The organism is Actinomadura sp. WAC 06369 (genome assembly GCF_003947565.1).
Lineage (GTDB): Bacteria > Actinomycetota > Actinomycetes > Streptosporangiales > Streptosporangiaceae > Spirillospora > Spirillospora rifamycini.
The window spans coordinates 37,578-52,529 of the sequence record NZ_QHJN01000040.1 but is presented as its reverse complement, the minus strand read 5'-3'; the positions used below and the strand labels follow the sequence as shown (position 1 = coordinate 52,529).

15 protein-coding genes are annotated in these 14,952 nt (G+C 73.6%); 5 read left to right on the top strand and 10 right to left on the bottom strand.

All coding sequences use genetic code 11. From position 1 onward, the window contains the following. The coding region (locus DMH08_RS40105) for a hypothetical protein (protein ID WP_442778638.1) at positions 1-558 on the top strand (558 nt) is incomplete at its 5' end. Positions 559-676: 118 nt separating this feature from the next. On the opposite strand, the gene DMH08_RS40100 is transcribed toward DMH08_RS40105, so the two are convergent. The 5 genes from DMH08_RS40100 to DMH08_RS13800 all read right to left on the bottom strand — a co-directional run bounded on the left by DMH08_RS40100 (position 677) and on the right by DMH08_RS13800 (position 5,488). Next, positions 677-814, bottom strand: a complete 138-nt coding sequence (locus DMH08_RS40100) for a hypothetical protein (RefSeq protein ID WP_158642301.1) — start codon at positions 812-814, stop codon at positions 677-679. Positions 815-1,020: 206 nt separating this feature from the next. Continuing rightward, entirely contained in the window at positions 1,021-1,506 is a 486-nt protein-coding gene (locus tag DMH08_RS13815; RefSeq protein ID WP_026403734.1) for a hypothetical protein, read from the bottom strand. A gap of 475 nt (positions 1,507-1,981) precedes the next feature. After that, positions 1,982-3,373 (bottom strand): alanine/glycine:cation symporter family protein, encoded by a 1,392-nt coding sequence (locus tag DMH08_RS13810; RefSeq protein WP_034519237.1) that lies wholly within the window; start codon positions 3,371-3,373, stop codon positions 1,982-1,984. A gap of 70 nt (positions 3,374-3,443) precedes the next feature. Further along, on the bottom strand, positions 3,444-4,697 hold the full coding sequence (locus DMH08_RS13805) for an APC family permease (protein ID WP_125614346.1): 1,254 nt from the start codon (positions 4,695-4,697) through the stop codon (positions 3,444-3,446). A gap of 83 nt (positions 4,698-4,780) precedes the next feature. Further along, positions 4,781-5,488, bottom strand: a complete 708-nt coding sequence (locus DMH08_RS13800) for an SDR family oxidoreductase (protein WP_125614343.1) — start codon at positions 5,486-5,488, stop codon at positions 4,781-4,783. An 86-nt stretch (positions 5,489-5,574) separates the two neighbouring features. Between DMH08_RS13800 and DMH08_RS13795 the strand changes: the two genes are divergently transcribed. The 3 genes from DMH08_RS13795 (at position 5,575) to katG (ending at position 8,960) form a co-directional block, all read left to right on the top strand. After that, positions 5,575-6,141 carry a TetR/AcrR family transcriptional regulator gene (locus DMH08_RS13795; protein ID WP_026403737.1) on the top strand — a complete coding sequence of 189 codons (567 nt, stop codon included), beginning with the start codon at positions 5,575-5,577 and terminating at the stop codon, positions 6,139-6,141. 152 nt (positions 6,142-6,293) lie between these two features. Continuing rightward, a complete protein-coding gene (locus tag DMH08_RS13790; protein ID WP_199747777.1) occupies positions 6,294-6,698 on the top strand; it encodes a Fur family transcriptional regulator in 405 nt (134 codons plus the stop codon). Between the two features lie 33 nt (positions 6,699-6,731). Next, positions 6,732-8,960, top strand: a complete 2,229-nt coding sequence (gene katG, locus DMH08_RS13785; RefSeq protein WP_125614340.1) for a catalase/peroxidase HPI — start codon at positions 6,732-6,734, stop codon at positions 8,958-8,960. Positions 8,961-9,020: 60 nt separating this feature from the next. On the opposite strand, the gene DMH08_RS13780 is transcribed toward katG, so the two are convergent. Beyond that, positions 9,021-9,449 (bottom strand): Fur family transcriptional regulator, encoded by a 429-nt coding sequence (locus tag DMH08_RS13780; protein WP_026403740.1) that lies wholly within the window; start codon positions 9,447-9,449, stop codon positions 9,021-9,023. Positions 9,450-9,648: 199 nt separating this feature from the next. Continuing rightward, the gene (locus DMH08_RS13775; protein WP_233617574.1) at positions 9,649-10,743 is read right to left on the bottom strand and encodes a glycerophosphodiester phosphodiesterase family protein; all 1,095 of its coding nucleotides are present in this window, start codon (positions 10,741-10,743) and stop codon (positions 9,649-9,651) included. A gap of 302 nt (positions 10,744-11,045) precedes the next feature. On the opposite strand from DMH08_RS13775, the gene DMH08_RS13770 reads away from it, so the two are divergent. Beyond that, the gene (locus DMH08_RS13770; RefSeq protein WP_125614337.1) at positions 11,046-12,071 is read left to right on the top strand and encodes a hypothetical protein; all 1,026 of its coding nucleotides are present in this window, start codon (positions 11,046-11,048) and stop codon (positions 12,069-12,071) included. A gap of 14 nt (positions 12,072-12,085) precedes the next feature. Here the strand turns inward: DMH08_RS13770 and DMH08_RS13765 are convergent, their stop codons facing one another. From DMH08_RS13765 to DMH08_RS13755, 3 genes are read right to left on the bottom strand one after another with little or no spacing between them, the layout of a single operon-like run. Continuing rightward, positions 12,086-12,871 (bottom strand): ABC transporter ATP-binding protein, encoded by a 786-nt coding sequence (locus tag DMH08_RS13765; RefSeq protein ID WP_051301031.1) that lies wholly within the window; start codon positions 12,869-12,871, stop codon positions 12,086-12,088. Further along, positions 12,868-13,923, bottom strand: coding sequence for a FecCD family ABC transporter permease (locus DMH08_RS13760; RefSeq protein ID WP_026403744.1), 1,056 nt, complete (start codon positions 13,921-13,923; stop codon positions 12,868-12,870). Before DMH08_RS13760 ends, DMH08_RS13765 begins: the two co-directional genes overlap by 4 nt. Next, positions 13,920-14,939 carry an ABC transporter substrate-binding protein gene (locus tag DMH08_RS13755; RefSeq protein ID WP_125614335.1) on the bottom strand — a complete coding sequence of 340 codons (1,020 nt, stop codon included), beginning with the start codon at positions 14,937-14,939 and terminating at the stop codon, positions 13,920-13,922. Before DMH08_RS13755 ends, DMH08_RS13760 begins: the two co-directional genes overlap by 4 nt. Between the last annotated feature and the right edge of the window lie 13 nt (positions 14,940-14,952).

Genomic DNA, 14,952 nt, shown 5'->3' with positions numbered 1-14,952 from the left:
GCGTGGGGGCGTGCGGGGGTCGGGCTCCTGCTGGTCGCGGCGGTCGCGACGGCGGGGCTCCAGTGGTACCGGGCGGACCGGGCCGCGCAGGAGGAGGCGGCGCGGCAGGCGGTGGAGCGGCAGGCCGGGGAGTTCGGGCAGGCGCTGCTCAGCTACGACCACGAGCACTTGCAGGACGCCCGGAACCGGGTGCTCTCGCTCGCGTCGGAGGACTTCGCGAAGACGTACGACGTGGCGTTCACCGGCGGGCTGGAGGGCGTGATCACGAAGCTCAAGGCGGACGCGTCGGCGACCGTGCGGGCCGTGTACCTGGGGGACGTCGACGAGTCCACGGCGCGCGCGATCGTGGTGATGGACTCGGAGGTGCGCAGTTCGGCGGGCACCCGGCGGGTGCTGGGCTCGCACCTGGACATGCGGCTGGTCCGCAAGGACGGGACGTGGCGGGTCACCGAGGTGACGTCGATCGGGGCCGCGCAGGAGACGATGACGGACCCGGACGGGCGGCAGCAGGGCGGCGAGGCCGTCGTGCCGACGCCGGGGGCGTCGCCGGCCGGGTGATCACGCGGCGGGGCGGCGGCGCCGGGCGGTGAGCAGGTGGCCGACGGCTGATCACCTCGTAGGGGCCGACCAGGTCGAGGCCGGTGAACCCGGGGTACAGCACGTAGCCGATGTTTGTTCACCGGTCGTCCTCCTCGCGGGCGTCCTCGCCGAGCAGCGCGTCGATGAGGACCCGGGCGGCGCCGTCCGTCCTCGTGTCGGCGAGCGGCACGAGGATCCTGCACAGCGAGGGGGTGTCGCTCCGGTCGTCGGGCATGCGTCTCCCCGGGGAGAACCGGCGGCCCCCGCCCCCATCCGGCGCGGAACGTGCGTGGCGGGGACCGCCGGAGTCGTGTGGTCACTGCCTGACCTGCACTGTAGAACGAAATTGGCGCTGTGCCAATAGTTACTGACGAGTCGCCAATAGGCCCCGGCGGGCGCCCGCCGGGGCCGTGGCGAAGGGGGACCCTGCGGTCCCGGGGATCAGGACTGGGCGAAGGTGTACGAGGCGGTGATCGTGGCGGACGACGGGCACAGCCAGCCGCTCGTCCGCTGGACGGTCTGCTCGGTGAACGCCGCGGTGACCGGGAAGGTCTCGCCGCCGGAGTAGGAGCCGGTGATGTCGCCGCCGAAGGTGCAGCCGATGGCGCTCATCTGGAAGCCGTCGAAGGACGCGACGCCGCCGCTGAGGCTGCCGCTCCAGGGCAGGCCGACGGGGGTGACGGTGACGCCGCAGCCGCTCACGGAGGCGCCGGTGACGGTGAGCGTGCCGTCCGCCGCGACGCTGCCGGTGAGGGTCGAGTCGGTGCACGTGGCGGGGATGCCCGCGTCGATCACCATGTCACCGTCGAGGGTGGCGGTGAAGCTGCCGGCCGGCCAGGCCAGCGCGGGGGTGGCGGTCATGGCGACGGTCAGGGCGGCCGCGGCGGTCGTGGAGAGGAACGCGGCCTTCTTGCTGATGCGGGACAAGGGGGTCCTCATTTCGGGGACGTGGGCGTCGCGCCTGCACCCGAGGGTGGGGTGGGAGTCCGCGGTCCGGCCTCGCCCGCCCGTGGCCGGCGGATCGGGGAAGGTGCGAACCGGGGACGGCCGGCCGGAGGACGCCGTCGCCGTCGACGCCGATCTTCCGACCGTCTTACTAGAACGCGTTCTATTGACACCATAGGCAAGGGTCGTTGAGCGGTCAACGCCCGAAAGGTGACTACATCCCCGACTTCTTTTGGCAGCTATGTCAGTGTCACTGGTTGAGGCTGCCGTGAGAGATGTGGCGTACATTGCGGAAATGGCCGGTGTGGCGACTCCGCTTATCCGCTGATCGCCGCCATTGCCGCAAATGGCACGGTGCGACCTTTCGCAAGAACATGTTTCAGGTAGGTCGCCCCCGGGACGACGACGGCCCCGGGACGGTCGTCCCGGGGCCGAGCGGGTGTCGGTGCGCGGCTCGTCAGGTCTTGACCGCCTCGGACGGCTCCTGCTGCGGTCCCGACTTGAAGTAGGCGCGCGTCTCGCGCCAGACGAGCGGGCTCAGGATGAGCAGGCCCACGAGGTTCGGCAGCGCCATCAGGCCGTTCATCAGGTCGGAGAAGTTCCACACCACGGTGATCGTGGACACCGAGCCCACGTAGACCATCGCGATGAAGACCAGCCGGTAGGGCAGCACGGCCTTCCGGCCGAACAGGTACTCCATGCAGCGCTCGCCGTAGTACGACCAGCCGAGGATGGTGGACGAGGCGAAGAACAGCACGCCGAGCGTGACGATGACGCTGCCCCAGTCGCCCGGCAGGCCCTCGTCGAAGGCGCGGGCGGTGAACGTGGCCGCGTCGGCCTCGCCGCCGGTCTTCCAGGAGTCCGTCACGATGATCGTCAGTGCGGTGAAGCTGACGACGACGAGGGTGTCGATGAAGGTCTGGGTCATCGACACAAGCGCCTGCCGCACCGGGTGCGTCGTCTTGGCGGCCGCCGCGGCGATGCCGCCGGTGCCCAGCCCGGACTCGTTGGAGAAGATGCCGCGCGCGACACCGTACTGGATGGCGGCGGCGACGCCCGCGCCGACGAACCCGCCGGTGGCGGCGGTGCCCGAGAAGGCGTCGGTGATGATGAGGCCGAGCGCGCCCGGCAGTTCGCCGAGGTTGAACGCGAGGACGCCCAGCGCGCCCACGACGTACAGGACGATCATGATCGGCACGAACGCGGCGGTGATCCGGCCGATGCTCTTGATGCCGCCGACGATCACCACGGCGGCCAGGCCGGTGAGCAGCAGCCCGGTGACCCAGGTGTGCACGCCCCACTCGGCCTCGACGTTGCTGGAGACCGTGTTGGCCTGGACCATGTTGCCGATGCCGAACGCGGCGATGGCGCCCGCGATGGCGAAGAACCCGCCCAGGAACCAGCCGAGGCGGCCCTGGATGCCCTCGCGGAGGTAGTGCATCGGGCCGCCGCTCTGCTCCCCGGCGGCGTCCTTGCGCCGGAACCGCACCCCGAGGAACGCCTCGCTGTACTTGGTCGCCATCCCGACGAGGCCGGTGCACCACATCCAGAAGACCGCGCCCGGCCCGCCCAGCGCGATCGCGGTCGCGACACCGGCGATGTTGCCGACGCCGACGGTGGCCGCCAGCGCCGTGGTCAGCGCCTGGTAGTGCGCGATGTCGCCCTCGGTGTCCTCGCCGTCGCTGCGTTTGAAGAACGCCAGCCAGAAGGCGAGCTTGAAGTGCCGGAACTGCAGACCGCGCAGCAAGATCGTGAGATAGAGACCGGTCAGCAGCAGCAGGGGGATGAGCAACCACGGGCCCCAGACGAAGCTGCTGACATCGGCTAGGAAGGTCTCCAACGACTCCATTGCACCACCGCGCTCTATGAGACTGACGTTAACGTTGGGAACGTATCCCGCCATAGCGGCTTTGTGAAGATTAGCCGTGTGACGTCGTGAAACGCCGGATCGCGTACCAGGCGGCGCCCGCGGCGAGGACGGCCCCGCCGGCCGCGACGGACGCGCGCGGCAGGGCGAACGCCAGCGCGAGGCAGCCCGCGAGGCCCAGCAGCGGGACGGCGCGCGGCGGCCGGCCCTCGTCCGGTGCGAGCGTCCACGCCGAGGCGTTCGCGACCGCGTAGTACGCCAGCACCCCGAACGACGAGAACCCGATGACGTCGCGGAGGTCGGCGGTCGCGGCGGCCGCCGCGATGACGGCGCCGACCGCGAGCTCGGCGCGGTGCGGGACGCCGAAGCGGGGGTGGACGGCGGCGAGCGCGTGCGGCAGGTGGCGGTCGCGGGCCATCGCCAGCACGGTCCGCGAGACGCCGAGGACGAGCGCGAGCAGCGCGCCCAGCGCGGCGGCGGCGGCGCCCGCCCGGACGACCGGCGCCAGGCCGGGGGTCCCGGCGGCGTCGGCGGCCGCCGCCAGCGGCGCGGCCGTCCGCGCGAGGCCGTCGCCGCCGAGCACGGCCAGGGCCGCCGCCGCGACCGCCGCGTACACGGCGAGGACGATCCCGAGCGCGATCGGGACCGCGCGCGGGATGGTGCGGGCCGGGTCGCGGACCTCCTCGCCGAGGGTGGCGATGCGCGCGTACCCGGCGAACGCGAAGAACAGCAGCCCGGCCGCCTGGAGCACCCCGCCCGGGGCGGCGCCCGCGCCGGGGGCGAGGCGGGCGGCGTCCGCCGCGCCGGAGGCGAGCACGGCCGCGACCACGGCGGCCAGCACGGCCAGGACCGCGGCGACGATCACGCGGGTGAGCAGCGCGGACTTGCGCACCCCCGCGTAGTTCACCGCCGTCAGCGCGACCACGGCGGCGACGGCCGCCGCGTGGGCGTGCTCCGGCCAGACGTAGCCGCCGGCGGTGAGGGCCATCGCCGCGCACGACGCGGTCTTGCCGACCACGAAGGCCCAGCCGGCGAGGTGGCCCCAGAAGTCGCCGAGCCGTTCGCGGCCGTAGACGTAGGCGCCGCCGGACGCCGGGTACCGTGCGGCCAGCCGCGCCGACGACGTCGCGTTGCAGTAGGCGACGGCCCCGGCCAGCGCGAGCCCGAGCAGCAGCCCGGACCCCGCGGCGCGGGCCGCCGGGGCGAGCGCCGCGAAGATCCCCGCGCCGATCATCGCGCCGAGCCCGACGACGACGGCGTCGAACGTCCCGAGCCCGCGCCGCAGCTCGTCCGGTGCTCCGCTCACGTCGTGGACCCTCCCCGGCGAACGTCCCGCACGGCCGGACGCCGCAACCTACCAACCCGCGGTGAACCGGCGGTGCGCGGACGTTAGGGGAGCGGGGCCGGGGAGTAACGCGCGGGTGCCCGGCCCGGGCGGACGACGAGTTCGGTGCCGGGCTCGCCGTCGCGGAGCGTGTCCACGATCGCGGCGGCGACCTCGTCGGCGGTGAGCATCGGGACCCCCGCGGCCCGGAAGCGGTCGCGCGCGCCCGCGGTGAGCGGGGTGTCGACGAGGCCGGGGCAGACGGCGGAGAGCCTGATCCCCTCCCGCGCCAGCGGGCCGGCCAGGGCGCGCACCAGGCCGATGACCGCGTGCTTGGTCATCGTGTAGATCGGGTCCTGCTCGACGCCGTGCAGCGCGGCGAGCGACGCGGTGACCACGATCGAGCCGCCGCCGCGGCGCCGCAGCGCCGGCAGCGCGGCCCGCAGCCCGTAGGTGACCGAGTGCTGGTTCACGCCGACGACGGCGCGGTACCGGTCGAGGTCGAGCGTGGCCGGGTCCTTGTCGGGCGAGTTCGTCCCGGCGTTGAGGACGACCAGCGCCAGGCCGTCGCCCGCCTCGGCGGCGGCCCGCATCGACAGGTCGGGGTCGGTCAGGTCGCCCACCAGGGCGGTGCCGCCGATGGGCGCGGCGACGTCCGTCACCTGCGGGTCGCGGTCGACGAGCACGCAGCGGACGCCGGACGACGCGAGCCGCCGGGCCGTCGCCGCCCCGATGCCGCCCGCCGCCCCGGTGATGATCGCGGTTTCGCTCATGCCGCGCAGCGTACCTACTTACCTGTAGGTAGGGATAGGGGGCGATATGCGGGCATGGGCCGATACGGTCGTTCCGTGGAGACCGCATGACGAGGAGCAGGCGCGAGGAGATCGTGGCCGCCGCGCTCGGGATGTTCGCCGCGCGCGGCTACCGCGGGACGTCCCTCGACGCGATCGCGGCCGAGGTCGGCCTGACCCGGCAGGGCGTCCTGCACTACTTCCCGAGCAAGAAGCGGCTGCTGGTCGAGATCCTGCGGCGCCGCGAGGAGCTCAACCGCGAGCACCTGCTCGCCGAGCACGCCGGCGCGGACTGGCCCGGCCAGATGGCCGAGGTCGTCGCGCACGACCACGCGCACCCCGGGCTGGCGCGGGTCTACAGCGTCCTCATGGCCGAGAGCGTCACCGACGGGCATCCGGCGCAGGAGTACTTCCGCGACCACTACGCGACGGTGCGCGAGCGGATGGTGCGGAGCTTCACCGAGCGGTGGGGCGAGCGGCTGCCGAGCGGCCTCACCCCGCGCGCGGCCGCGACGGCGCTGCTGGCGCTCCTGGACGGCATGCAGCAGCAGTGGCTCCTCGACCGCGGCCAGGACGACCACCCGGAGATCATCGAGGACGTCCTCACCGTCCTGTTCGGCCTCCGCGACGGCTGACCGCACCCGCCGGGCCGGGCCGCGCGCCGGACGTCCGGGCATGTCAGACGGGTGGAGACCGCCGTTTTCCTCCTTATTGATTCCTACTCTTGACTCGTTCAAGAAACTGGGACAGTCTTTCCGACGTGGCGACGGCCTTGGACTTCCAGCGGATGCTGCGCGGGGCCGCTCTGCGCGTGACCCGTCCCCGGACGGCCGTGCTGAGCGCGGTGCAGGCGCACCCGCACGCGGACACGGACACGCTCATCGGCGCCGTGCGCAGCCGCCTCCCCAAGGTCTCCCACCAGGCCGTGTACGACTCGTTGCACACGCTGACCGCCGCGGGGCTCGTCCGGCGCATCCAGCCGTCCGGGTCCGTGGCGCGCTACGAGTTGCGGGTCGGGGACAATCACCACCACCTCGTGTGCCGGGCCTGCGGCGCGATCGCCGACGTCGACTGCGCCGTCGGCGAGGCGCCGTGCCTGACCGCCTCGGACGATCGCGGCTACGCGGTCCACGAGGTCGAGGTCGTCTACTGGGGGCTGTGTCCCGACTGCTCCACCGCCGAGAGTTCCTGATCGCCACCCCGCCTCAGCACCGGAAGGAATGACATGGCCGACAACGTTCACGACACCGGCACGACGAGCGAGGGCGGCTGCCCCGTCGCGCACGACCGCGCCCCGCACCCGACGCAGGGCGGCGGCAACCGCGGCTGGTGGCCGGACCGGCTCAACCTGAAGATGCTCGCCAAGAACCCCGCCGTGGCGAACCCGCTGGGCGAGGACTTCAACTACGCCGAGGCGTTCAACAGCCTCGACCTGCCCGCGGTGAAGGAGGACATCGCGCGCGTCCTCACCGACTCGCAGGACTGGTGGCCGGCCGACTTCGGGCACTACGGCCCGCTGATCATCCGGATGGCGTGGCACAGCGCCGGCACCTACCGGGTCAGCGACGGCCGCGGCGGCGCCGGCGCGGGCCAGCAGCGGTTCGCGCCGCTGAACAGCTGGCCGGACAACGCGAGCCTGGACAAGGCCCGCCGCGTCCTGTGGCCGGTCAAGCAGAAGTACGGCCGCAAGATCTCCTGGGCCGACCTGATGATCCTGGCCGGCAACGTCGCCCTCGAGACGATGGGCCTGAAGACGTACGGCTTCGGCGGCGGCCGCGAGGACGCCTGGGAGGCCGAGGAGGACGTCTTCTGGGGCCCCGAGACCGCCTGGCTGGACGACGAGCGCTACAGCGGCGACCGCGACCTGGAGAAGCCCCTCGCCGCGGTGCAGATGGGCCTCATCTACGTCAACCCCGAGGGCCCGAACGGCAACCCCGACCCGGTGGCCGCGGCCCGCGACATCCGCGAGACCTTCGGCCGGATGGGGATGAACGACGAGGAGACCGTCGCGCTGATCGCGGGCGGCCACACCTTCGGCAAGACGCACGGCGCGGCCCCCGGCGACGAGCACATCGGCCCCGAGCCCGAGAGCGCCCCGCTGGAGGACATGGGCCTCGGCTGGAAGAGCACCCACGGCTCCGGCAAGGGCCGCGACTCCCACACCAGCGGCCTGGAAGTCACCTGGACGCCCACCCCGACCAAGTGGGACAACACCTTCTGGGACGTCCTCTTCGGCTACGAGTGGGAGCTGACGAAGAGCCCGGCGGGCGCGCACCAGTGGCGGCCGAAGGACGGCGCGGGCGCCGACACCGTGCCCGACCCCGAGGACGGCACGCTGAACCGCCAGCCGATGATGCTGACGACCGACCTGTCGCTGCGCTTCGACCCGATCTACGAGCCGATCTCGCGCCGCTTCAAGGACGACCCGGACGCGTTCGCGGACGCCTTCGCCCGCGCCTGGTTCAAGCTGACGCACCGCGACATGGGGCCGGTCGTCCGCTACCTCGGCCCCGAGGTCCCGACCGAGGAGCTCGTCTGGCAGGACCCGGTCCCGGCGGTGGACCACGAGCTCGTCGGCCCCGAGGACGTCGCCGCCCTCAAGGCGCGGCTGCTCGACTCGGGCCTGTCGGTGTCCCAGCTGGCCGCCACCGCGTGGGCGGCGGCCGCGTCGTTCCGCGGCACCGACAAGCGGGGCGGCGCCAACGGCGCCCGCATCCGGCTGGAGCCGCAGCGGAACTGGGAGGTCAACGACCCCGACCGGCTCGCGACGGCGCTGCGCACCCTGGAGCAGGTTCAGGAGGCGTTCAACGCCGAGCAGACGGGCGGCAAGCGGATCTCGCTGGCCGACCTCATCGTGCTCGGCGGGTGCGCGGCCGTCGAGAAGGCCGCGAAGGACGCCGGCCACGACATCGAGGTGCCGTTCACGCCGGGCCGCACCGACGCGTCGCAGGAGCAGACCGACGTGGAGTCGTTCGAGGTGATGGAGCCCATGCACGACGGGTTCCGCAACTTCCTGAAGAAGGGGCATCAGCTCCCGGGCGAGTTCCTGCTGGTCGACCGGGCGAACCTGCTCACCCTGAGCGCGCCCGAGATGACCGTCCTCGTCGGCGGCCTGCGCGTCCTCGGCGTGAACCACGGGCAGTCGTCCCTGGGCGTCCTCACCGACACCCCCGGGACGCTGACCAACGACTTCTTCGTGAACCTGCTCGACATGGGCACGGTGTGGAAGCCGGTGGACGAGAACTCCGAGACCTTCGAGGGCCGCGACGCCTCCGGGAACGTCCGGTGGACGGGCAGCCGCGCCGACCTCGTGTTCGGCGCGAACGCCGAGCTCCGCGCGGTCGCGGAGGTCTACGCGAGCGACGACGCGAAGGAGAAGTTCGTCGCCGACTTCGTCGCCGCGTGGGACAAGGTCATGAACCTCGACCGGTACGACCTCGCCGCGCTCGCCTGACCGACCGTTCCGGGCCGGCCCGCACGGGCCGGCCCGGCCGCCGGGCGCCCGGCGCCGCCGTCAGGCGGCCCGGCACCGGGGGCACAGGCCCCAGAACGTCACGTCCGCCTCGTCGACCAGGTACCCGGAGTCGTCGACCGGGTCGAGGCACGGCGGGTGCCCGACCGCGCAGTCGACGTCCTTGACGGCGCCGCACTGCCGGCACACGAGGTGGTGGTGGTTGTCGCCGACGCGCCCCTCGAACCGCGCCGGGCTCCCGGCGGGCTCGATGCGGCGCACGAGACCGGCCGCGGTGAGCGCGTGCAGCGCCTCGTACACCGCCTGGAGGCTGATGTGGCCCACGCGGTCGCGGATACCGGACGCGATCGCCTCGACGCCGAGGTGGTCGCCGGCCCGGACGGTCTCGAGCAGCGCGACGCGCGCGGCCGTCACCCGCAGGCCGGCACCGCGCAGCTCCTGGGCGGCGTTCGGGGGCTGGGATGCGGTCATGGCGTCAACCTAACTTCATAAATGCGAACGGTTCAAGACAACGAATGATGCGGCCGGGGCGCGGTCAGCAGTTAAAATACCCGGCCGCGCCGACCGTCCGGGCACCCCCCTCCGCCCCCGCGGCCCGCGTCCCCGCACGAAGAGAGCCGGACCGCCCCCGTGGGGCGGTCCGGCCTCCGCGTCCCGGACGTGTCCGGAGTCACCCGGCGCGGACGCGCTCCCGGGGGTGCGGCTTCCGCGCCTCGTACCGCTTCGGCAGCCGCAGCCCGCGCCCGTCCATCACCGCGCGGAGCAGGTCGGGCCGGTCGGTGATGAGGCCGTCCACGCCGTCGTCCATCAGCGCGTTCATCGTGGCCGGGTCGTTGACCGTCCAGGGCACCACCTTCAGCCCCAGCCGGTGCGCCCGCCGCACCATGTCCCGGGTGACGTAGGGCCGGTAGCCGGGGTCGGTGACCTTCCCGTTCTGCGGGAAGCCGTGCACCGGCGAGAACGCGGACGCCCCGAACGACCGGACGGCCGCCAGCGGGTCGCCGCCGAAGTCGTCGATGTCGATGCCGCCCAGCCACGGCGACCGCCCAGGCTGCCCGGTCTGCAGGAAGTCGCGGTTGGTGAGCGCCACCAGCTCCAGCCGCGGCTCCACCTCCCGCATCCGCATCAGCGCGCCCCAGTCGAAGCTCTGGATCGTCACCTGCCGCAGCATCCGCGCCTTGCGCACCTCGTGCGCCGTGATCCGGACGAACTGCTCGCGCGGCGCCGTCTCGTGCGGCGCCCCCGCCTCGACCTTCGTCTCGACGTTGAGCTTCACGCCGTAGGCCCGGTACCGGTGCACGAGGTCGAACACCTCGCCGAGCAGCGGCATCCGCGCCCCCGGCACGGGCCGCTGCCCCGGATGCTCCGGCAGGGTCAGCGACCCGCAGTCCAGGGTCCGCACCTGCCGCAGCGTCAGGTCCTTGACGTACTTCCCGACGTACGGATACTCGGGGTCGCCGGGGAACGCGGGCCGGGTGTCCCGGCACTTCTTCGCGCTGACCTGCCGGTCGTGGGTGACGACCGCGCGCCGGTCCGCGGTGATCTGCACGTCCAGCTCCAGCGTGCTCACGCCGAGCTCCAGCGCGTTCGCGAACGCCGCCGTCGTGCTCTCCGCCACGAGCCCGAGCCCGCCCCGGTGCGCCTGCAGGTCGAACCGCGTCCCGCGCCGCTCCCCGGCCTCCGCCGGCACCGCGACCCCGACCGCCGGCACGGCCGCCGCGCACACCGCGGCGCACACCGCCGCGGCCCTCCGCCACATCCTCATGAACGCTCTTCCTTCCGCCGCGGCGCCGCGCCGGGGCGGCCCCACCCTCGCCGCCGGCCGCAGCGCCCGCCCGTGCACGGGGTGACCCCCGCATGATCACCACCTGAACAACGGATCGCGGGCCCGGGCCCGCGCGTTCCGGGCCCGCTACCGGCACAATGTGCGGGGTGTCCTCCTTGTGCCACGGAGCCGTCGACCAGGACAGACCGGGGTAAGAGGGTGCATGGATTCCACTCGTCGTCACCGGGGGCGTGAACGTGAACTCTCAGACGGAAGAGGCTTCGGCCGTGCCCGGAAGGCTCGTGAACCTCCGATCGCGGCTGCCCAAGGCGCCGGACCGGCCGCCGGCGTCGGTCTTCGTCCTCGGCACCCTGTTCTCGGGGTCGACGCTGATCGGCCGCGACATGACGACCCGGATCAAGAAGGCCCACTACGTGGGCGAGCTGAACAACTTCACCCAGGTCCCCGGGTTCAGCCACAAGGACGCCGGGATGGTCTGCGGCCCGTGCTCCCTGCTCGGCCGGGAGTGCCGCCACTTCACCGACGCGCTCCGCGAGCGCGTGTCGTACGACGACATCCTCGGCATGCACGGGGAGCTCGCGCGGTCGCTGGGCGCCGCGGCGATCCTCGACGGGAGCAAGTACGTCGCCTGGCTCCGCCGGGCCGTCGAGCAGAAGCAGGCCGACCCGGCGAACCGGACCCCGCTCAGCGTCATCCTGACCGCGCGCAACCCGATCGCCTTCGCGATCAGCCACCGCAACCGGACGGGCGAGCCGCTGTGGCAGGGCGCGAACATCTGGCGGAACACCTACGTCGACGCGCTCCGGACGGTGAACACGCACGGGCTCCCGCACATGGTGGTGCGCTACGAGGGCTACATGGCGCGCCCGGAACGGCACCTCGACCGGCTGGCCGCCTTCCTGCACCTGCCGCTGCGGGACAAGGCGGACACCGGCCGCATCCACGACGCCGGCGGCAACTGGAGCTCCTTCGTGCCCTACGTCGGCAAGGAGCAGCTCGAGGAGCACATCGGACGGCTCGACGGGCCCGCGCGCGCCGAGGCGGAGCTGTTCGTGGAGAAGGCGCGCCCCTACTGGAACAACGAGAAGCCCAAGGCGGACACCCGCTGGCACCGCAGCCTCACCGCCGGTGAGGCCAACGCGATCATCGGCACTCCCGGGCTGGCCGACATCGCCGGCATCGTCGGCTACAACGTCGCCGACCTGGTCCACCGGGCCGTCCGGCCGAACCGGCCGCCCGCGGGCCGCGGCGCGGGCCCCGGCGCCGGGGTGGAGCCCGGCGCGGGGGCGGAGCCGGCCGCGCGGTGAACGGGTGGGGCGGCTCACTCCGGTAGGACGGTGATCTGCGGGACGCCCGTGCGGGGATGCGCGGTGACCTCGGCGTCGACGCGGTACACGGCGGCGAGCAGGTCCGCGGTGAGCACCTCGGCGGGCGTCCCGGCGGCGACCGTCCGGCCGCCGTCCAGCACGTGCACGCGGTCGCAGTACGCCGCCGCGAGGTTCAGGTCGTGCAGCGCGATGACGGCCGTGACGCCGAGGCGGCGGACGAGCCGGAGCGCGTCGATCTGGTGCCGCAGGTCGAGGTGGTTGGTCGGCTCGTCCAGCACCAGGGTGCCGGTGCGCTGGGCGAGCGCGCGGGCGATGAGGACGCGCTGCTTCTCGCCGCCCGACAGCCGGTCGAACGGCGCGTCCGCCAGGTCCGCGGCCTCCAGTTCGGCCAGCGCCCCGAAGATGATCGCGCGGTCGGCGTCGTCGTCGCCCTGGAACGCGCGCTTGTGCGGGGTGCGGCCCATCGCGACGACGTCGTACGCGGTCAGCTCGAAGTCCCCCGGGGCCTCCTGCAGGACGGCGGCGAGCCGCCGCGCGAGGAGCCGCCCGGGCATCCGGCGCACGTCGCCGCCGTCCAGCAGGACGCGCCCGGACGCCGGGCGCAGCGCCCGGTAGAACGTGCGCAGCAGCGTCGACTTGCCCGCCCCGTTCGGCCCGACGAGCCCGATGACCTGGGACGGCGCCGCGACCAGCGACACGCGGTCGACGAGCGTCCGGCCGCCGAGCACGACCGACACCGCCTCCGCCTCGAGCGTCCCGGGTCCGGTCCGCGGGGTCACCGGGCCGCCTTCCGCCGCATCAGGTACAGGAACACCGGGCCGCCGACCAGGGCGGTGAGGATGCCCACGGGGATCTCCTCCGGGCTGATCAGGGTCCGCGCGGCGAGGTCCGCGGCGGTCAGGAAGGACGCGCCGAGCAGCGCGACGACCGGGAGCGCGCGGCGGTGGTCGGCGCCGACCAGCAGCCGCACGGCGTGCGGCATGATCAGCCCGACGAACCCGATGGCGCCGCTCACCGCGACGATCGTCCCGGTCATCAGCGCGACCAGCACGAACAGCGCGGCGCGGAAGCGGTGCACGTCCATCCCGAGCGCCGTCGCGGCCTCCTCCCCGGCCAGCAGCAGGTTCAGCGGGCGGGACAGCCCGAGCAGGACCGCGGTCCCGGCCAGGACCGCCGCCGCCGGGATCCACAGCACCGCCCAGGTGGTGCCGCCGAGGCCGCCGAGCATCCAGCGCAGCGCCGACTCCGCGCCGTGCGGGTCGTCCGAGGTGATGACCAGGTAGCTCGCGACCGCCGACAGCACCTCCGCCGTCGCGACGCCCGCGAGGACGAGCCGCACCGTCGTCATCCGGCCGCCCGAGCGGGCGAGCGCGTACACCAGGACGAGCGCGAGGAGGGCGCCGCCGAACGCGGCCAGCGGCAGCGAGAACATCCCGAACCACGACACGTGGAACACCACGACCAGCACCGCCCCGACCGACGCGCCGGACGACACCCCGAGCAGCATCGGATCGGCGAGCGGGTTCCGGACGATCGCCTGCAGCGCCATGCCGCACACCGACAGGCCCGCGCCGACGACCCCGCACAGCAGGACGCGCGGGAGCCGCACGTCGAGCACGATCGTCTCGCGGGCGGGCGTCCAGTCCGCGGCCGGTGCGAGGTGCAGCCGGTGCAGCAGGATGCCCCACACCTGGTCGGGCGGGATGCCGACGGACCCGACGGCGATCGCGGCCGTCGCGGTCCCGAGCAGCAGCGCCCCGAGCAGGACCAGGACGAGCGGGTACGGGGCGCGCACGCGGGGGAGCGCGACCCGTCCTGCGGTCGCGGTCACGCGAAGCGGTCCGGGTGCAGCTGGCGGGCGAGCGCCTCCACCGCGCCCGCCGCCCGCACGCCGGTGACCGTCGACGACAGCGGCAGCACCGCGAACCGCTCGTCGCGGATCGCGGGCACGTCCCGCAGCGCCGGGTGCTCCAGCAGGAACTTCTTCTTGTCCTCGACGGGCCGGTCGCCGTAGTCGTAGATGAGGACGACCTCGGGCGCGCGTTCGGCGAACTGCTCGAACGAGACGTCCCCGTACGCGTCGTCGAGGTCGGCGAACAGGTTGGTGCCGCCCGCGAGCCGGATGATCTCGCTGCCGATCCCGGCGCCGCCCGAGGTGAACACGGTCCGGTCGCCGCTGTCGTACACGGCGACCGTCAGCGGGTCGGCGCCCGCGAGGGCGGCGGCGGTCCGCTCCAGGACGGCGCGCATGGACGCGATCCGCTCCTCGGCGCGCGCGGACACCCCGAAGATCTTCGCGACGGTGCGGACCTCCTCCTCGACCGTCGCCATCGTCACCGGGCCGCCGGGGCACTCCTCGATGTTGAGGTGCGTGTCGATGCCGGCCTCGCGGAGGGCCGCGCGGCTCCGCCCGTCCTGCTCGGCGAACGCGCTGGCCCAGCCGCCGTACACGAAGTCGGGTTCGGCGGCCAGCAGCACCTCGAACGACGGGTACTCGTCGGCCAGCACCTCGATCCCGCCGTAGGCCCGCTCGAACTCCGGCAGGACGGCGTCGTCCGGGAACGCGGTCCCGACCATCGACCGTTCGAGGCCGAGCGCGAGCATCACCTCGGTCGCGTGCTGGTTCAGCGACACCGCGCGGCGCGGGGGCCGCTCGTAGGTGGTCGTGACGCCGCAGTTCTCGACCGTCACCGGGAAGCCGGGCGGCGCGGCGCCGTCCCGTCCGTCCGCGGCGCGGCCGGACGCGCCGCAGCCCGACAGCAGGAGCACGAGTGCGAGGGCGGACCCGAGCGCCGAGCGCGCCCGCCGTCCGCCGCGGTCCCGGACCACCGGGATTCCAACGGCCATGCCAGCCTCTCCT

Coding starts and splice junctions, on each gene's coding strand:
- DMH08_RS13800 (WP_125614343.1), bottom strand. CDS start 5,488: ATGAGCGAAACCGCGATCATCACCGGGGCGGCGGGCGGCATCGGGGCG.
- DMH08_RS13810 (WP_034519237.1), bottom strand. CDS start 3,373: ATGGAGTCGTTGGAGACCTTCCTAGCCGATGTCAGCAGCTTCGTCTGG.
- DMH08_RS13780 (WP_026403740.1), bottom strand. CDS start 9,449: ATGACCGCATCCCAGCCCCCGAACGCCGCCCAGGAGCTGCGCGGTGCC.
- DMH08_RS13795 (WP_026403737.1), top strand. CDS start 5,575: ATGACGAGGAGCAGGCGCGAGGAGATCGTGGCCGCCGCGCTCGGGATG.
- DMH08_RS13755 (WP_125614335.1), bottom strand. CDS start 14,939: ATGGCCGTTGGAATCCCGGTGGTCCGGGACCGCGGCGGACGGCGGGCG.
- DMH08_RS13775 (WP_233617574.1), bottom strand. CDS start 10,743: ATGAGGATGTGGCGGAGGGCCGCGGCGGTGTGCGCCGCGGTGTGCGCG.
- katG (WP_125614340.1), top strand. CDS start 6,732: ATGGCCGACAACGTTCACGACACCGGCACGACGAGCGAGGGCGGCTGC.
- DMH08_RS13790 (WP_199747777.1), top strand. CDS start 6,294: ATGCTGCGCGGGGCCGCTCTGCGCGTGACCCGTCCCCGGACGGCCGTG.
- DMH08_RS40100 (WP_158642301.1), bottom strand. CDS start 814: ATGCCCGACGACCGGAGCGACACCCCCTCGCTGTGCAGGATCCTCGTG.